Consider the following 17205-nt stretch of genomic DNA (forward strand, 5'->3'; position numbering starts at 1 on the left):
TTTTGGTTCCGTTTCATTACTTCCTTTCCAAAAGTTTCGATCGTTTGAGTATAGGACAGGGTTTTTTGATTTTCCCGAAAATCATTCTCACACAAATATGATGGAATTATTAGAAAGTTTTTTTATCTTAGAACCTTCGGGCGTATATTTTGTTACTGGTACTTACAAAACTTCGTTTGTTGTTTTATCCATTTTTATCTCCATCCTTGCTTCCTGGATTTCATTGTATTTACTTTATCGATTTTCAGAAGTACAAAATCATCTCTCTCGTTTAGCCATTTTGTTTACAGCAAGTTTGTCCCTTGGGGGAGCTGTTTGGTCCATGCATTTTATAGGCATGATATCATTTGAACTCTGCACTTTTGTTTCTTATGATAAAACCATCACTTCGCTTTCCATCCTTCCCAGTTTCATCGCGTCTTTTTTTGCACTCAAAACATTGAGTAAAAAAAAGATCACCAAGTTTGAGTTAGTTTCTGTGGGAATCCTTGTAGGTGTAGGGATTGGAAGTATGCACTACATGGGAATGTCTGCAATGGTCATGAAGCCGAAACTCAAATATGATCCCTTTCTGTTTTTGATATCGCTTTTCGTTGCCATCACTTTATCCATCTTATCTTTGTATTTACAATTTCGTTTAAAAAATTCACAATTAAAACTACGAAGTATTTACTTAACCTTAATCAGTGGAATCGTGATGGGTTCGGCGATTTCCGGTATGTATTATACGGGAATGGCTGCAGCACGTTTTGTCATACCGATTGGAACAGAAATTGACAACACTACCAATGACCAAGTATTTTTAGCATTTTTCGTAGGCTTTGGTAGTCTTTTTGTCATAGGATCTGCTGTCGTTACCATCGCCTTTATTAGTTATAAGGATCTATTCCAAAATTTGCAAAAAAGTGAATCACGGTTACGCGCCATTATCGAAACCGCAGCAGATGCCATTGTCATGATTGATACTCGTGGGATCATCCAAGAGTTTAATGTTACCGCAGAACGAATGTTTGGATGGACCGCAAAGGAAATCATTGGAAAAAATGTTAAAATTCTTATGCCAAGTCCATTTCGGGAAGAACATGATGGTTATTTATCGAATTATCTGACTACTGGAGAAGCAAAAATCATAGGAATTGGTAGGGAAACCATTGCTCTTCGTAAAGACGGAACCACTTTCCCCATTCGACTTGCCATAGGACACACCAAACTACCTCAAAATGATATTTTTGTAGGACTCATTAGTGATATTTCTGAACGGATTCTCATAGAACATGCATTAAAGGATAATGAAGAACAACTTAGATCATTCATCCAAAATATTCCAGGCGTTGTGTATCGATGTTTGATTGATGAATATTGGTCTTCTGTATTTTTGAGCGATGCTATCTTTCAGATTTCAGGTTATCCATCAAAAGATTTTTTAGAACCAAATCGAATTCGAAATTTTTCGGATATCATTCACCCAGATGATCGGGAACACGTATCCAACATCATCCAAAATGCAATTGATACTTCCGATACATTTGTCCTGAATTATAGAATCGTTCATAAAAATGGTGAGATTCGTTGGGTTTTAGAGTATGGTGGACCAGTTTATGATGAAAATAACGAAGTTAAATTTTTGGATGGAGTGATTTTAGATAACACAGACCGACGAATGATTGAAGAAGCTCTGATTGAATCGAAAGAAAAAGCAGAGATGGCATCGATCACCAAATCCACTTTTTTAGCAAACATGAGTCATGAGATAAGGACTCCCATGAATGCCATCATTGGATTTACGGAAGTATTACTTTCTGACCCAAACCCCAATCAAAACAAAAAACACTTAGAAACCATTCGAAATTCTGCAAAATCACTTTTGCGATTGTTAAACGATGTATTGAATTCAGCAAAACTCGATCGGGGTGCATTAGAATTAGAATCTGTGGATTTTTCCCTTATCTCTCTCGTCGACCAAGTCAGTTCCACTTTTATTATGGAAGCAAAAAGGAAAGGATTGGAATTTTTGACCCATTATTCCAATGAATTGGAAGATTATTATCGAGGTGACAGTCTAAGGATCCGACAAATTCTAACAAATTTAATTGGGAATGCAATTAAGTTCACCAAACAAGGTAAAATTGAATTATTCATAACGCCACATAAAGGACAAGTATTGTTTCACATTCAAGATACAGGGATCGGAATTGCCGAAGATCGTATGGAAAAAATTTTTGAACCTTTCACACAAGCAGATGTATCGATGAGCCGAAAGTTTGGAGGTACCGGTTTAGGAACCACTATCTCCAAACAATTGGTGGAACTGATGGGTGGAAAAATTTGGCTCGAAAGTAAATTAGGAGTCGGGACAAATTTTTATTTTAGTCTTCCATTGCCTAAGGGCCATTTCGAAACTCTGATCCAAGAAAAAGTATTACTTCCACTACCTAAGCTAGAGATTCTCATTGTTGATGATGTAAAACAGAATGTCGAACTCATTCAGATTTTAATGGAATCTAACGGACATAAGGTGAATATCGCAAGAAATGGATTGGAAGCTTTCCATTTGTTCCAAGACAATCAATTCGATTTGGTACTGATGGACATCCAGATGCCAGAAATGGATGGCCTCGAGGCAACAAGGCAAATTCGTTCCTTCGAAATCCAAAATAATCGCACACAGACTCCAATCATCGCATTATCCGCCAGTGTGTTCGAGGAAGACAAACAACAGGCCAAATTAGCAGGTATGGATGGATTTTTATCAAAACCCATCGACGTAGATGAGTTAAATCAGGAAATTTCCAAATGGATCCAACAAACTAAAAACTCATCGGAAAAAGATTCCACACAATCCTTCGCTCCTAATTCCCATACCCCAGATTCCGTTTCCGATCCGGTGAAATTCTCTCCCCTTCCAATTGATTGGGAGAGAGGGGAAAAAATATATGGATCTCGGTTTCAGTATCAAAAGGTTTTAAAGGACTACTTAGAGGAACAAATTTCTACGATACGCAACTTACCTGATCTATTTTTATCCAAGGACCAAACAAAGGAATTCTTTCATAAATGGAAGGGAGTCGTGTCCAATTTGGGTTTGTATTCAGTGGTTCAAATTTTAAAAGATTGGGAACAAAATTCGACTGAATCATTGTTGGCTCGGCCCATGCTCACTCAGATCAGTGAAGAATTCCAATCTCTATTACTAACGATATCCAAAATAGAAACAATGGATTCTGAGAATTCGCATTCGATTGTATTACAACCAAACGAAATCAAAAGGGAACAATTTGAGTCCTCACAACAGTTTGAACCAAAACCACTCGATAAACAAGAGCAGACGATTGCAATTGAACTCGTCGATACTTTGGTGGAATCCTTTCAAAAAGGAAACCTCAACCAAAACGTTTGGAATCAATTGGAAAAACTTCTGTTTCAGACAGTCTATCAATTGGAATTAGATTCGGTATCCAAATCGATCGAACAATTTGATTTTGAAAATTCGATCCTACTTTTAGAGAATTTAGAACAAAAAATGAGAGAGCATTCAAATGATTCAAAACACAAAACCTAAAATTTTAGTCATTGATGATGAAGCGACGAACTTACAAATATTAAATGAAATTTTGAAGAACGATTATTCCTTAAGTTTTGCAAAAGATGCAAATAAAGGATGGGAACTGGCCTTTAGTGAATCTCCCGATTTGATTTTGCTTGATGTGATGATGCCTGAAAAAACAGGTTATGACCTCATCAAACAATTAAAGGAAAATAAAAAAACTCAGTTCATCCCAGTGATTTTTGTAACAGCACTTACAGATGTAGGTGATGAGGAAAAAGGATTTCATTTGGGCGCAGTGGATTATATTACAAAACCTGTAAGCCCCGCAATCGTCAAAGCGAGGGTGAAAACACATTTATCGCTTGTGGATAGTACGGAAGTCAAGATCACAAGATTACAGATCATCCAGAGATTAGGGATGGCTTCCGAATACAAAGATAATGAAACGGGAATGCATGTCATTCGGATGAGCCATTATAGCAAAACACTTGCTCTCGCCATTGGTTTTAGTGCAGAAGGTGCAGATGAAATTTTAAATGCAGCACCCATGCACGATGTAGGTAAAATTGGAATCCCAGATTCGATCATCCAAAAACCAGGTAAACTCACGGAAGAAGAATGGAATATCATGAAACGCCATCCTGAAATTGGAGCCGAAATCATCGGAGACCATCATTCCCGTTTGTTAAAATTAGCAAAGTCCATCGCTCTCACACATCATGAAAAATATGATGGATCTGGATATCCTTATCAGTTAAAAGGGGAAAACATTCCTTTGGAAGGAAGGATCATCTCCATTGCCGATGTATTTGATGCCCTAACAACCATAAGACCATATAAAAAAGCATGGGAAGTAGAAGACGCTTTAGGATATTTACAAAAAGAATCAGGTACACATTTTGATCCAAAATTGGTAAACGAGTTTTTGAAGGTTCTTCCGAAGATTCTTGAAATCAAAGCAGAATGGCCGGAAGAAATTCAAAAAAAATAAATTCAAATTCGATTTTGAATCCAAACGTTTTTTTTCGCATTGGAAATTGAAGGTTTACGTTAGTAAGCTTTGAATCCTGTTGGCCTTTCTCCTCGTTTGTAAAATTCCATTGCTTTTTTTTCGTCTTTTAATAAGCGACTTTTTGCAATGAAACGAACAAACCACGGAATCTTTCGAACGCTACCACCAGTGGCAATCGCTAAAAGATATGCCTTGGCACATTTTTCGATCAATTCACAATTATAAATGGCCTTTTCACGAGTGACACTTGTGATCACCACTTCTTCTCCTAAAAGAAAACCATTGGCACCTGAATGTAAGACTGGGCTTGGTAATAATTTCCCATTGGAATCGAGAGGTAATTGGTTCACACTCGCACCTAACTGCCTGCATTGTTCATCAAATACAAGTGGGAGAGGGTGGTCCAAGTAGGAAAGTTTGGAACTCCAAGGCGGTGAAAATCGTACGATGGCACCTACATCGGGGCGCTCCGAGTATAGGTCTGCATGAAAACGAATGAGAGAAGGAAGGAAGTGGATATCGTTTTTATCACCAACCATGGTGTTTGGATTCTGTATCGAATGGATCCAAACCATTGGTTTTGATTTTTTTCCTTCCCCTTTCACCATGATTATGAACTGACCCAAGCCAGGTAATAAAAAAGACAAACTGACTGCCTCATTTTGGAAGAGTCCTTTGGATTCCAATCGATTCCAAAGATCATGTATTTCCCATTCATCGGGAGTTTGGTTTTTTAGTTTGGCTTTTGTTTTTTTTGCTAAATGAATCATGATTGCAGATCTTCCTTTCCTCGGTTTTCTGAAAGTAACTTATGTGGTAAAAACAGAATTGATTTGTTTCACCAGTGGGGCAGGGTAGTTGGCCACAACGGGATTTTTTTGGATGGATGACTTTAAGAAATTGGTAGCTTCTTTTTCGATGAGGATCACCGAACGTATGGCAGATTTTAAATCTTTCGCACCGCAGACAATTCCATGGTTTTTGAGAAGATATCCATTCTGATTTAGAGTGATTTTTTTACGAAAGGCACTGACAAGAAAGGAAGTCCCTGACGGGGCATAAGAAACCATGATGAGTTTTGATCCAATGAGTTCTTTCGCTTCTTTTGATTCTAGGCTGATATCGTTTCCAAGGAGTGTGATGGCGCTTGCTAAAGGTTGGTGTGTGTGTAGGCTCACATTCACATCCAAACGTTTTTGAAAAAAACTCGCATGGATTCCACTTTCTGTTGTTGGTTGTTTGGTTCCTTCCACCATTTTTAGAGAGTTTATTTCTAAAACACAAAGGTCTTCTGGTTTCATTGTATAATAATCGCTTGCGGAAGGAGTCACTACCATCAGTTCCTCATCCACACGTACAGCCAAATTCCCACCAATTCCTGCTAAAAATCCAATGTCAGCTAACTGGATACAGGCGGTAATCATTTCTTTTTGAATGGTTTTGATCTTTTGGCTCTTGGTTGTCATATACCTACCTTACGTTCCTAGATTTTTCATTAGTCGACATGTGTCGACTAAATTTTTGGATCCATTGGTTCTGGAATCCCTTCCAAAAACCTGATCGATGGGATAAAATCAATCGACAAATGTCGGTAAAAAATTATATTACATCAGGTTTTCCCATATGAAACAAGCGAATTTCCACTCTCTATTTAGTTTTTGCAGACGCACCTTTTCCCTTTGGATTGTGAACCTATTAGGTCCTACCGATCAATTTGTGATGCGGCATCGGATCTTAAATGGAACCTTATTTGCAGGTCTCATCGCCATGGCGGTAGGACTTGGGTCCGAGTTTTTTCGAGAAGGATTTGAAATGGGGGGCTTACTGGCCCTTTGGGCGGCCTTTGTTTTTACAATTCTCTTTTATTATTTATCTCGTATCAAACGATACTTTCAAATTTTGATAGTTCCAACATTTATCATCAGCTCCCTCACTGCCTGTTTGCAAATCAAATACAGTGGTGGAATTGTAAGTGCCAATGTGATGTTACTTGCACCAATTCTTGTACTGAACATGTTGATCCTTGGAAAAAAATGGGATTCCTTTGCGATTGTATTTTTTGTTTCCATTTTGTTTGGGATCAGTGAAATCCAAAATACTTATCCCAATTGGTTTTCCGATTACTCCTCTGTGAAAGCAAGAAGCGAAGATTTCCTCATCACCGCAGTTTCTGTTTTATTACTACTTGGGTTAATGTTACGAACCTTAAATCGTTCCTATGAAGATGCAATCACAGAAGTGAGCCGATTGAAATACCAACAAGATGGAGATTATTATCTGACATCACTTCTCACAAGGCCACTCTCCGGGATTCGGAACCGTTCCGAAACCATCCAATTTTCTTCCTATATCAAACAAAAGAAGTCCTTCCAATTTAAAAATCGAGAATATGAACTCGGGGGAGACATTTGTGTCACAGACCAAATCATCTTGAAAGGTCGTAATTATTGTGTGTTTGCCAATGGTGATGCAATGGGAAAATCCATGCAAGGAGCAGGGGGAGTCCTTGTGTTTGGAACTGCATTTCGTGCTCTCATTGAACGAACCCATCGGGATGGAATTCTCTCTTCTTATTTTCCTGAACGATGGTTACATACGGCACTGAATGATTTGAACAATGTGTTTGAAGGTTTTGATGGATCGATGTCGATGTCTTTACTCTTAGGACTCGTAGATGAAAAAACAGGGTATATGTATTACATCAATGCAGAACACCCATTTCCCATTCGGTATCGCGATGGAAAGGCTCAATTCCTTTCCGAAGAGGCGACAAATTACAAATTGGGAATGCAAAAAGACAGAGCAAGGATCGAAACCTGTTGGATCCGACCAGGTGATACCATCATTTTAGGGAGTGATGGACGGGATGATTTGGAAATTGGGATCGATGCCATCAAAAACCGTGTTATCAATTTCGATCATACTTCGATTTTAAAACAAGTTGAGGAAACGAGGGGTGACATTACTGATTTAGGTAAACGATTACAAACCATTGGCGAATTGACCGACGATTTATCCTTACTTAGTATCAAATACTCTCCTTCACAATCCAATCCAAACAAAAGCATTTCACCTGAAATGAATCGAATCATCGCCATTCTGAAGGACAATCAAGTTTTGGAAGCTTTAGCCTTATTAGAAGAGGAAATGAACTCAGAAGTTGATAACCCAATCCTTTGGAAACTATTGTACCAAGTGTATCGTAAGTTGGATTCATTTGCCAAGGCCGGGCATGCTGCGGAAACTTTTTCGATCCTCCATCCTTCTGGGTTACAGATGATTTGGAATGGGGTCATCCAATACACAAAAGCTGGAAAAATCGAAGAAGCGATCGACATGGCAGAAAGGATCTATAGCCGTAAGCCAGATGTGATTCCCGTGTTGAAGCTCCTCATCAAATTGTACAAAAAATCAAAACGACCGGAACGAGTGAGCGAATATGAATCTGCATTGCTGAAATTAAAATCATAGTTGGTTTGATGATTTGTTAGCATACCAAGAGATCAAATGACGATTGATTGGAATGGAAATGGTATCATTGATGTGTTTCTTTCCGACTCTTTGGATTCATTTGTAAAGAAATTAGCCTGGTACTAGTTTAGAAAATAAAAATGAATTTACTTTTAAGAATCCAACCTTTGTTATCGTACCCAAAGACGGAAGATGGATATTATCTTCATAAGGTTACATGTATGGAAGAAAACGAAACAATAGAAATGCCAGTAGTGATGGAAGAACCTGCTCCTGAAGTAACAGTTGTTGCTAAGAAAGCGGCTCCTAAAAAGAAGAAAGCAGCGAAAAAGAAAGCAGCGAAAAAGAAAGCAGCGAAAAAGAAAGCAGCGAAAAAGAAAGCAGCGAAGAAAAAAAGAGCAAAAAAAGCAGCTCCTAAGAAGAAAAAGGCCGCAAAAAAGAAAAAAGCAGCTAAGAAAAAAGTTGCGAAGAAAAAAACAAAGAAAGTAGTTTCTAAAAAAAGACCTGCGAAAAAGAAAACGGCAAAGAAAAAAGCCGGCAAAAAAAAAGCAGCGAAGAAAAAGAGACGTTAATTCGTTCTCGGGATAGTAGAGTCGTTTCCAATTTGAGTGGAGGGAGATAGTTCTCCCACTCTATTATCCCAACATTCCCACCAAACACAAATTCAATCGTTACCGATCCTTTCTAAATTCATTAAATCTTTTGGTATTTTTTGGCCTGTTTTTTGTTTTCTGGATCTAACTCGATTGCTTCGGGATGGAAAACAATATTCCAATACCGAACCACATACGCAATCACTCCAGCAGTTAACACAAAAAGCAAAACATAGGCTGAAATCACTGGGTGCATCAAAAAAGGGTATGGTGCGCCGAATTGTAAAAAATAAGGCAATGACATATACCAAATCACTGAGATTGCCACTATCCCCACACCAAATTTCCCCCACCAATTGGGCCTCCCTTGTAACCCACGTTTGAGATACAAAAAGCCTCCAAGCCAAACGCCAAGTATTTCCCGAATGAAATACACAATAAGGATCCAACTAGGAAACTCAAAATGAATGGTCACAACAAAAAGGCCGCCGAGAGTCACGAGTTTATCACAAACCGGATCTAGATAACGACCGAGTGTTGTTTCTTGGTGTAAAATTCTTGCAAAGAGTCCATCTAAATAATCAGTGAAGACAGCTCCTATGGCATAACCAATGGAAGCAAAGAAAGCAGATAAGTTAGATGGGTCTTTTGCATAATCATATGTGCTATAGAAAAAAAATGGTAATAAGAATACCCGCAAGATTGATAAAAAATTGGAAAGTGTGAAGATACGATCCTGGAAAAGGTCTTTGGCTTTTTTTTCTTCGATTTGCATAGAACCAATGCCAGTTTCTAAAAATTTGAACCAAAGGCAAGAAAACAAATGAAAACGATGTTGACGTTTGGAGTCGAATCTATAGCTTGGTTTTTATTCCGATGGAGTTGTAGCTCAGTTGGTTAGAGTGCCTGCCTGTCACGCAGGATGTCGCGGGTTCGAGCCCCGTCAACTCCGCCATCGGATTTTTCCTCTTTAAATCAATTCCAAATCATTCAATGTATTCTTCTTTTTCCTTTTTGAAGAGAATTTGATTTTCCTCTTCTAAGACTCGAGCCACTTGTACAATTTTACTTCTTGCTTCGTTTATCTCTCGTAAGGTGACCCTAGGTTTCATATCCAAAAGATCTAAGATGTCTTCTGCCCTGTTTTGGCTCATATTGTTTAAGAATTTTTTGCGGATTTCATCCCCAGCACCTCGTATGGCAAGAGAGATTGCCGTATCATCTGCCAAACGATTGATGAGGATCCGCATCTCTTTGTTATCAAGAGAAAGGATGTCTTCAAAGGTATATAATTTTTCGCGGACTTGGTCAGCGACGTCTGGTGAGGACTCTTCCAATTCGGATAGGATGGTTTCTTCTGCCCCTTTTTCCATAAAGTTTAGGATGTTGGCAAGGACATGGGCACCACCTGCTTCCGAATATTCCTGTTTGTCGCGTTCTTCATACCGTTTCTTTAAGATGCGGGCAATGTTTTGGATCACATCAGGATGGGTCTTTGACGTTGTGGCCAATCGCACGGCAATTTTTGCTTGTTCGGGTTTGGGAAAGAGTTTCAAGACATCAGCTGCTTTTTTGGGATCTAGATGGGAAAGGGTGACCGCGATGATTTGGGGAGACTCTGTCCCAAGCATTCCCTGCAAAACACTTGGTTCCACTTGGTTTAAAAATTCAAAATCGTTTTTTGTTTCTTCTTTATTGATCTTTTTTAAGATCACATTTGCTTTTTCGGACCCAACCGTATGTTCGAGAAGTGACTTGGCCGCAGAAAGTCCACCTGAGGTGGATTCTGTAATGCCTTCAATGGTATGATGGAATTCTTTTAAGATCGTTTCTCGTTCTTCTTTCGAAACCGATCGGATTTTGGACATTTCCAAAATCACTGCCTCGAGCATGGCATCATCCAGGTGTCTCAGAACATCGGCAGCTCTATCTTTGCCAAGGGATAAGAGGAGGAGGGCAGCTTTTCGAACTCCTGGTGTGGCGGAGGTTTGGTTCTCAGACTTCATGTGACATAATTCTCCAGGATTCCCAAGGATGTCAAAAAAAACTTACGTAATGAGACAAAATTTTCTAAAGGTCTCATTAAGTTCGTACGATACCCTTTGTAAGTTACAAATAGAAAGGAAAGAAAAACCAGATGGACAAAGCTCACAAATTCAAAAACACACTCGAACGTTACATCCACTACCGAGGAATCGACATCGTTTTACACCTCAAAGACGGAAAGAGCATCGAACTTGATAAAAACCGACAAATGACAGACGATGTGGTCATCGGAAATTTGGCAACAGGTGTGGTTCGTATCCCCATTGCCGACATCCAAAGTGCAGATTTTTTTGCAGCTTAATCCATAAGAATCTTTAACCGACTGCAAGGAGTAGGTTTGGTTTTTCCAAAAAGCTCCTTAAGGTCTTTAGAAACTCTGCTCCCACAGCTCCATCGATCACACGATGATCGCAGGAGAGTGTGAGGGAAATTACCCTTCCCGCTACCACAACTCCGTTTTCCACAACCGGTTTGTCTTCTGCAGAACCTACAGCCAGGATGGCTCCTTCCGGTTCGTTGATGATCGCCGTAAACCGACTGATCCCATACATCCCTAAATTGGAAATGGTAAAGGTTCCATTGGTAAATTCTTCCGGTTTTAACTTTCGATCCCTTGCTTTTTTGGCGAGTTCCTTCACTTCTTTTGAAATTTCTAAGATGGACTTTCGATTCGCATCTCGAATGACAGGCGTTAATAGACCGCCATCAATGGAGACAGCAATCCCTACATCCACTCTCCCAAATTGTAAGATAGAATCTCCTTGGAAACTCGCATTGACTTTTGGGTGGAGTTTGAGTGCGGCCGCGGTTGCTTTGACAATGATGTCATTCAAACTCACCTTATTTGCCGAATCTGGATTTTGTGAGGTTTGGAAGTCGTTAATTTCCTTTCGGAAGGACTCCAGTGCTTTGGCATTTATATCCACATTCAAATAAAAATGGGGGAGGTTCTGTTTGGATTCTGTGAGTCGTTTGGCAATGGTTTTCCGCATTCCATTCAAACTGACCACTTCATCTTGGCTCATCTTGTCAGAATCAAAACTCGATGGACGAAAACCTTTGTTTAAGGAATCCAGAACATCTTTTTTGGTGATCCTACCTTCCGGGCCAGTTCCCAAAACTTGGTGCAAATCGATTCCATGTTCGATGGCGATGGATTTGGCAAGAGGAGAGGCAAGTACACGGAGGGATCCTCTTGGAATGTTGGAAAGAGGCAGAGGTTTTTGCGACGAACTTGAATTCTTTGTAGGAATGGCTGATCCTTGAGCCACTGGAAATTGGGCTTCGGTAGGTGTTTCTAGGGTTTGTTTTTCTTGTATGGCTTTTTCTTGGGTGATAGCTCGATCATTTCCATTAGCTCCCGATTCGGAACTTACTTCCCCGGATGGGGAGGGACTAGTGGGATTTGGGCCTTTTGCCTGCGTTTCTTTTTTCGGAAGATTGGAAAGGAGGGAGGAGATGTCTTCTCCAGGTTTTCCAATGATTGCCATGGCTTCACCAACTCTCAGTTTGGTGCCTTCCTGTTGGATGATTTTAAGGATCACACCTGCATCATAGGCTTCCATCTCCATCACAGCTTTATCGGTTTCGACTTCTGCTAGGATGTCACCTGGACTGATTGCGTCCCCTTCATTTTTCAACCACTTAACAATGGTTCCTTCTTCCATGGTAGGAGATAATTGGGTCATTTCTTGGATTTTTGCCATCATGGTCTCCTTAACGTAACATCTCGCGGATGGTATCAGCCACTCGATTGGCACTCGGCAAACTCATTTTTTCTAAGTTGGCAGCGTAAGACATAGGAACATCCATTTGTGTGACTCGTTCCACAGGATGGTCTAGATAGGAAAAAACATTTTTTTGGATGAGGTGCGAGATTTGAGCACCAAATCCAGCGACAGGCCATCCTTCTTCCACAACCACGGCCCGATTGGTTTTTTTTACAGATTCATAGATCAGATTTTCATCTAACGGGCGTAAACTGCGAAGGTCAACGATTTCCACAGATATCCCTTCCTTTTCTAAAATCAAAGCTGCTTCTTCAGCAAAACTAAGGGCTCTTGACCAAGTCACAAGGGTGATGTCCGTACCTTTTCGTTTGATTTCACCGAGGCCCAGTGGGATCGTAAATTCACCTTCCGGTACTTCTCCTTTCATCCCGTATAACACTTCTGATTCGATAAAAATAGTCGGGTTATTGTCTCGGATCGAAGATTTGAGAAGTCCATAAGCATCTTTCGGAGTCGCAGGGCAGACCACCTTGAGGCCAGGGCAATGGGCATACCAAGATTCAAATGCTTGTGAATGTTGTGCCGCAAGCCTTCCGCCCGCACCTCCCGCTCCGCGAAACACAATCGGCATCGGAAATTGTCCACCACTCATATAATTCATCTTCGCTGCGGAATTGATGATCTGGTCGATTGCCACAAGGGAAAAATTCCAAGTCATAAATTCAATGATGGGTCTAAGTCCCACCATCGCCGATCCAACACCAATCCCTGCAAATCCATTCTCAGATATCGGTGTATCAATCACTCGTCCTTCCCCAAATAAATCGAGCATACCTTGCGAAACTTTATACGCTCCTTGGTAATGACCCACTTCTTCTCCCATTAAATAGATAAGAGGGTCTTGCTTCATCTCTTCGATCATGGCTCTGTTCAGTGCCTCTCTGTAGGTTAAAATGGCCATTTATTTATCCTCCGCATACACATACTTGTGCAGTTGGGAGAGAGGGGGCTCTGGTGAGGTTTCCGCAAACTGGTAGGCCTCATCAATTTGTGTTTGGATATCAGTTTCGAGTTTGTCTAACTCATTTGGTTTTATCCCACCTAACTCAAGTTCGTGTCTTGCCCGCATCAGTGGATCCTTTTTTTTATAAGCTTCTAATTCTTCTTTGGTTCGATACTTGGCAGGGTCTGACATCGAATGCCCACGAAAGCGGTAAGTTGAGACTTCGATGAGAGTAGGTCCTTCGCCGCGCCGTGCACGTTCCACTGCCACTTTCACATGGTCTCGCACTTTTCGGACTTCATCCCCTTCAATATGGTCTCTTGCCATATCATAAGCGTGGGCTCTGATGGAGACATCCTTGACAGCAAGGGCACGGTATTCCGGGGTTCCCATCGCATAATGGTTGTTTTCGCAGATAAAAACGACGGGGAGTTTCCAAATGGCGGCGAGGTTTAGTCCTTCGTGAAAGGATCCGATATTGGCCGCACCTTCTCCAAAAAAACAAATGGTAACGGAATCTTCCTTTTTGTATTTGGAAGCAAAGGCGATGCCTGCCGCAAGTGAGATGTGCCCTCCCATAAAATGGGCATTTTTATCAAAAAAATGCATGGACCCACCGTTCCCTTTGGAGATTCCCGTTGCCTTTCCAAAAAGTTCTGCCATCAGAGGATTTGGATGTAAACCACGTGCCAATGCATGTCCGTGGTCACGGTAGGTAGATACGATATAGTCGTGAGGGGTGAGGGCAGCGATCGATCCAACACCCACAGCCTCTTGCCCGATGTATAAATGGAGGAATCCACCGATTTTTCCAACACTATAGGCTTTTGCGGCAGCTTCTTCAAACTTACGTATCAGTACCATCTGTCTGTAGAACTCTTTTAACTCGCTCACAGAGTGTGAGTCTTTGGGAATAGAAGAAACCAAATAGAACCTCCAAAACGACTAAAAAACTACACTATTTAGACAAAGAAAGAAAGCAAAAATCTTGCTCTTAAAAGAACATAAAAGACAGTTTCCCTAGGACCTTTATGAAAATTACGAGCGCTGGTATCGAATTCCTAGAATTCAATGAATTTAAAAATTTTGCTGTTGATTACGATCTGTTAGGTTCTGTCTCTTTAAGTGAACCTGTAGTTGATAAAAATGGAAACATTCTTATCAAAGAAAAAGTAGCCATTAAAGAAAATGTATTAAAAAAATTAGAAGGGTTAGAAGGAAATTATATCCCATCTTTCAAATTAGCGATGTCGAAGGATTTGATGAAGATGTTAAGGCAAGTTTTGTCAAAAGCCATCTTAAGTCGAATTGATGATCGTTCCAACGAATTTATTTTCCATCTCTATGAACAAAATGCAGAACGAATGGCAAGTCTCAAAGGAATCATTCAAAATGCATTTTATTCCAAAACGATCGCCTTATCTTTTTTTCGTATCTTACTCTCTCACAAAGAATTTTTTTACCATCTTGCTGACTTTGGTCTCTTGAGTTTGGGATCTGTCATCCAAAAACAATATGGATTTAAGATGGTGAACCGTTATAGTTTTCTTGCGGGCCTTTGTGCAGACATTGCTGTTTCCAAAGAAGGACTGTACAGACAAAGTTTTTTTGGTTCTTCGCTTACCACTGCGGTAAGCTTAAATATTGAGATCGCAAGAAAACTCAACCTACCAGAAGAAGTGATCAGTGCGATAAACAATCATTCCAATTCAAATTTTGATATCCCTGGTGTTAATCAAGCGACTGTGAATGTAGAAGACTTACGAAAACACCAATTGAACCAGGACCTGCTTTCTGGGAGTGGGATGGAAGACGATGCCAGTGATGATGAAGAAGAAGCTGGTGAATATGCTGATAATACCGCCGAAGTCACGTTAGATGCGTTGAAGATTGCACGTTATATCATGGAAAATTTAAAAACGACCACCGACAAGGAACATGTTTCTGAAAAACTTCTAGTGATGTTTACCTACAATGCAGAGAAGGGACTCTTCCGAAAAGACCTAGCGGATCCCATGATCGACCGATTCAAAGAATTTGACCATGCCATCAAACGCATCCGTACCATTGCCGAGATTGAAAACAAATGTAAGTTTCAAACTTCTGCGTGGGCTTATCCCAAACCAAAATCTTCCCAAATCCTTTGTAAGGATCGGAATTACGAATGCCCTTGGATAGTGAATGGTTGGGACCTACGGATCATTTCACCCCAAGATCCATTCGGATACATTGGAACCGCACTGGAAGTGGGAACCTATCCGAAATGTGCTCTCGAAGAAGAACTCCATGCCAAAATCAAATACACGGATTCTTAAGGTAAAAAAAAACCAACCGAAACTCGGTTGGTTTTTTGTTTCAAAAAGATGAAAAGAATTAGAAACCAGCAGGTTTTTTAATGTCTTTTGTTGCGTCGTTGATCGCACCAGTAGCTGCTTTTTTAGCTTCTGCTTCTGCAGTTTTCACAGCTGCATCTACTTTTTTCTCTACTTCAGTAGTTACTTTTTTTGCTGCATCTTCAACAGTTTCCATTTTTTCTTCTACAACTGGTTCTTCTTTTTTGCAGAAAGCAAGTCCAGAAGCCATAGTAACACCGAGAATTAAAACGAGTAGTTTTTTGTTCATCGAAAGTTTTCTCCTAAAAAAATCTTTTAATTCTGCCAAATCTAACCGAACTCAGTTTCTATTGAAAGAAATTTCTGTAGCAAAAGCGAAAAATCTGTGACGGTTATTTCGCAACAAATGTCAGAAATTCCTCTACTTCTTTTTTACTTCCAATGATGAGCGTTGTTCGTTCATGGAGGTCTTTCGGTGTTAGGTCCAAGATGCGTTCTCCTTTGACAGTGACTGCCATCCCACCCGCTTGTTCCGCAATGAAGGCCATGGGAGCTGCTTCATACAATAACCTTAGTTTTCCATTCGGGTATTTGCTTGATTTGGTGTCATTTGGATAGAGGAAAATCCCCCCTTTGAGTAGGTTCCGATGGAAGTCCGCGACAAGAGAACCGATGTAACGAGCTGTTTTTGGTTTTTTCCCTCCTTCTATGGATTTGATTTTTTGGAGGTAGGCTTGTACTTCCGGGGACCAATAGGAGGCATTCCCTTCATTGGCGGAGTAAATATCGCCTGATTCTGGCATTTGCATATTGGGATGAGAGAGTAAAAATTCACCCACACTTGGATCGAGGGTAAAACCTGAAACTCCCTTTCCTGTCGATAAAACGAGCATGGTTGAGGAACCATAAATGATGTACCCTGCACATCGTTGCAAATGCCCTTTTTGGAGGAGGTCACGTTCATTTCCTGGTTCTTTAGAGTTTGGTTCCAAACGTTGGTGGATGGAGAAAATGGTCCCGATGGAAACATTGGTGTCAATATTGGAGGATCCGTCCAAGGGATCGATCGCCATCGTGTACTTACCAATATTGTAACCACCAGGAATGGGGATGATGTCTTCGTGTTCTTCGCTGGCAAGGACACAGAGATGGCCACAAATTTTTAAGGATTGGTTGAAAGCGTTATCGGCGTATTGGTCCAATTTCATTTGGGTTTCCCCTTGGACATTCGTGTCTTCTGTGGCTCCGAGGATGTCATCCAAAAGGCCCGCTTTTCTCACTTCCCGACCAACAATTTTTGCGGCATAAACCAAATGGCTGAGAAGGGCAGAAAATTCTCCAGATGCATGAGGGATTTTGAGTTGCTCTTCTAGGATGAATTGCGATAGAGAGATGAGTTTTTTTTGTTTCGGTGTTGCGTTCACAGTATCCCCGAGGTTGTTTTTACTCCATTTTTGTGGTTGTGGGTAG

The 17205-nt window shown here is 40.4% G+C and carries 15 protein-coding genes and 1 tRNA gene; 7 read left to right on the plus strand and 9 right to left on the minus strand.

Features of this window, described 5'->3' with window-relative positions; translation table 11 throughout:
* Window positions 1-97 precede the first annotated feature (97 nt).
* A complete protein-coding gene (locus tag LEPBI_RS07625) occupies window positions 98-3559 on the plus strand; it encodes a PAS domain S-box protein (RefSeq protein WP_041769993.1) in 3462 nt (1153 codons plus the stop codon).
* Complete coding sequence (locus tag LEPBI_RS07630; protein ID WP_012388535.1) at window positions 3537-4538, plus strand: response regulator; 1002 nt, start codon at window positions 3537-3539, stop codon at window positions 4536-4538. The genes LEPBI_RS07625 and LEPBI_RS07630 overlap by 23 nt, the downstream gene beginning before the upstream one ends.
* 59 nt (window positions 4539-4597) lie before the next feature.
* On the opposite strand, the gene LEPBI_RS07635 is transcribed toward LEPBI_RS07630, so the two are convergent.
* Window positions 4598-5329, minus strand: a complete 732-nt coding sequence (locus LEPBI_RS07635) for an aldose epimerase (protein ID WP_012388536.1) — start codon at window positions 5327-5329, stop codon at window positions 4598-4600.
* A 39-nt stretch (window positions 5330-5368) separates the two neighbouring features.
* On the minus strand, window positions 5369-6025 hold the full coding sequence (locus tag LEPBI_RS07640) for a class II aldolase/adducin family protein (protein ID WP_012388537.1): 657 nt from the start codon (window positions 6023-6025) through the stop codon (window positions 5369-5371).
* Window positions 6026-6182: 157 nt separating this feature from the next.
* Between LEPBI_RS07640 and LEPBI_RS07645 the strand changes: the two genes are divergently transcribed.
* Entirely contained in the window at window positions 6183-8030 is a 1848-nt protein-coding gene (locus tag LEPBI_RS07645; RefSeq protein ID WP_012388538.1) for a PP2C family protein-serine/threonine phosphatase, read from the plus strand.
* Between the two features lie 221 nt (window positions 8031-8251).
* On the plus strand, window positions 8252-8602 hold the full coding sequence (locus tag LEPBI_RS07650; protein ID WP_187148072.1) for a hypothetical protein: 351 nt from the start codon (window positions 8252-8254) through the stop codon (window positions 8600-8602).
* Between the two features lie 121 nt (window positions 8603-8723).
* Here LEPBI_RS07650 and LEPBI_RS07655 read toward each other — a convergent pair whose 3' ends face one another.
* On the minus strand, window positions 8724-9398 hold the full coding sequence (locus tag LEPBI_RS07655; protein ID WP_012388540.1) for a CDP-alcohol phosphatidyltransferase family protein: 675 nt from the start codon (window positions 9396-9398) through the stop codon (window positions 8724-8726).
* 103 nt (window positions 9399-9501) lie between these two features.
* Here LEPBI_RS07655 and LEPBI_RS07660 point away from each other — a divergent pair.
* A tRNA-Asp gene (locus LEPBI_RS07660) sits at window positions 9502-9578 on the plus strand.
* Between the two features lie 31 nt (window positions 9579-9609).
* Here LEPBI_RS07660 and fliG read toward each other — a convergent pair.
* The gene (fliG, locus tag LEPBI_RS07665; RefSeq protein ID WP_012388541.1) at window positions 9610-10629 is read right to left on the minus strand and encodes a flagellar motor switch protein FliG; all 1020 of its coding nucleotides are present in this window, start codon (window positions 10627-10629) and stop codon (window positions 9610-9612) included.
* A 131-nt stretch (window positions 10630-10760) separates the two neighbouring features.
* On the opposite strand from fliG, the gene LEPBI_RS07670 reads away from it, so the two are divergent.
* On the plus strand, window positions 10761-10970 hold the full coding sequence (locus LEPBI_RS07670; protein ID WP_012388542.1) for a hypothetical protein: 210 nt from the start codon (window positions 10761-10763) through the stop codon (window positions 10968-10970).
* Between the two features lie 13 nt (window positions 10971-10983).
* On the opposite strand, the gene LEPBI_RS07675 is transcribed toward LEPBI_RS07670, so the two are convergent.
* From LEPBI_RS07675 to pdhA, 3 genes are read right to left on the minus strand one after another with little or no spacing between them, the layout of a single operon-like run.
* Window positions 10984-12375: a pyruvate dehydrogenase complex dihydrolipoamide acetyltransferase gene (locus LEPBI_RS07675; protein WP_012476256.1), complete on the minus strand. Its 1392-nt coding sequence runs from the start codon at window positions 12373-12375 to the stop codon at window positions 10984-10986.
* 10 nt (window positions 12376-12385) lie between these two features.
* On the minus strand, window positions 12386-13360 hold the full coding sequence (locus LEPBI_RS07680) for a pyruvate dehydrogenase complex E1 component subunit beta (protein WP_012388544.1): 975 nt from the start codon (window positions 13358-13360) through the stop codon (window positions 12386-12388).
* Entirely contained in the window at window positions 13361-14329 is a 969-nt protein-coding gene (pdhA, locus tag LEPBI_RS07685; protein WP_012388545.1) for a pyruvate dehydrogenase (acetyl-transferring) E1 component subunit alpha, read from the minus strand.
* Window positions 14330-14433: 104 nt separating this feature from the next.
* Between pdhA and LEPBI_RS07690 the strand changes: the two genes are divergently transcribed.
* Window positions 14434-15717 (plus strand): hypothetical protein, encoded by a 1284-nt coding sequence (locus LEPBI_RS07690; RefSeq protein WP_012388546.1) that lies wholly within the window; start codon window positions 14434-14436, stop codon window positions 15715-15717.
* Window positions 15718-15775: 58 nt separating this feature from the next.
* Here the strand turns inward: LEPBI_RS07690 and LEPBI_RS07695 are convergent, their stop codons facing one another.
* Together LEPBI_RS07695 and fbp are read right to left on the minus strand one after the other, a co-directional pair.
* Window positions 15776-16063, minus strand: coding sequence for a hypothetical protein (locus LEPBI_RS07695; RefSeq protein ID WP_226992909.1), 288 nt, complete (start codon window positions 16061-16063; stop codon window positions 15776-15778).
* Window positions 16064-16127: 64 nt separating this feature from the next.
* Window positions 16128-17159, minus strand: a complete 1032-nt coding sequence (fbp, locus tag LEPBI_RS07700) for a class 1 fructose-bisphosphatase (protein WP_012476257.1) — start codon at window positions 17157-17159, stop codon at window positions 16128-16130.
* Between the last annotated feature and the right edge of the window lie 46 nt (window positions 17160-17205).

The organism is Leptospira biflexa serovar Patoc strain 'Patoc 1 (Paris)' (assembly GCF_000017685.1).
Lineage (GTDB): Bacteria > Spirochaetota > Leptospiria > Leptospirales > Leptospiraceae > Leptospira_A > Leptospira_A biflexa.

Bases quoted from the DNA above. Each gene is read 5' to 3' on its own strand.
- LEPBI_RS07625 (WP_041769993.1), top strand. From the start codon at position 98: ATGATGGAATTATTAGAAAGTTTTTTTATCTTAGAACCTTCGGGCGTA.
- LEPBI_RS07630 (WP_012388535.1), top strand. From the start codon at position 3,537: ATGATTCAAAACACAAAACCTAAAATTTTAGTCATTGATGATGAAGCG.
- LEPBI_RS07635 (WP_012388536.1), bottom strand. From the start codon at position 5,329: ATGATTCATTTAGCAAAAAAAACAAAAGCCAAACTAAAAAACCAAACT.
- LEPBI_RS07640 (WP_012388537.1), bottom strand. From the start codon at position 6,025: ATGACAACCAAGAGCCAAAAGATCAAAACCATTCAAAAAGAAATGATT.
- LEPBI_RS07645 (WP_012388538.1), top strand. From the start codon at position 6,183: ATGAAACAAGCGAATTTCCACTCTCTATTTAGTTTTTGCAGACGCACC.
- LEPBI_RS07650 (WP_187148072.1), top strand. From the start codon at position 8,252: ATGGAAGAAAACGAAACAATAGAAATGCCAGTAGTGATGGAAGAACCT.
- LEPBI_RS07655 (WP_012388540.1), bottom strand. From the start codon at position 9,398: ATGCAAATCGAAGAAAAAAAAGCCAAAGACCTTTTCCAGGATCGTATC.
- fliG (WP_012388541.1), bottom strand. From the start codon at position 10,629: ATGAAGTCTGAGAACCAAACCTCCGCCACACCAGGAGTTCGAAAAGCT.
- LEPBI_RS07670 (WP_012388542.1), top strand. From the start codon at position 10,761: ATGGACAAAGCTCACAAATTCAAAAACACACTCGAACGTTACATCCAC.
- LEPBI_RS07675 (WP_012476256.1), bottom strand. From the start codon at position 12,375: ATGGCAAAAATCCAAGAAATGACCCAATTATCTCCTACCATGGAAGAA.
- LEPBI_RS07680 (WP_012388544.1), bottom strand. From the start codon at position 13,360: ATGGCCATTTTAACCTACAGAGAGGCACTGAACAGAGCCATGATCGAA.
- LEPBI_RS07690 (WP_012388546.1), top strand. From the start codon at position 14,434: ATGAAAATTACGAGCGCTGGTATCGAATTCCTAGAATTCAATGAATTT.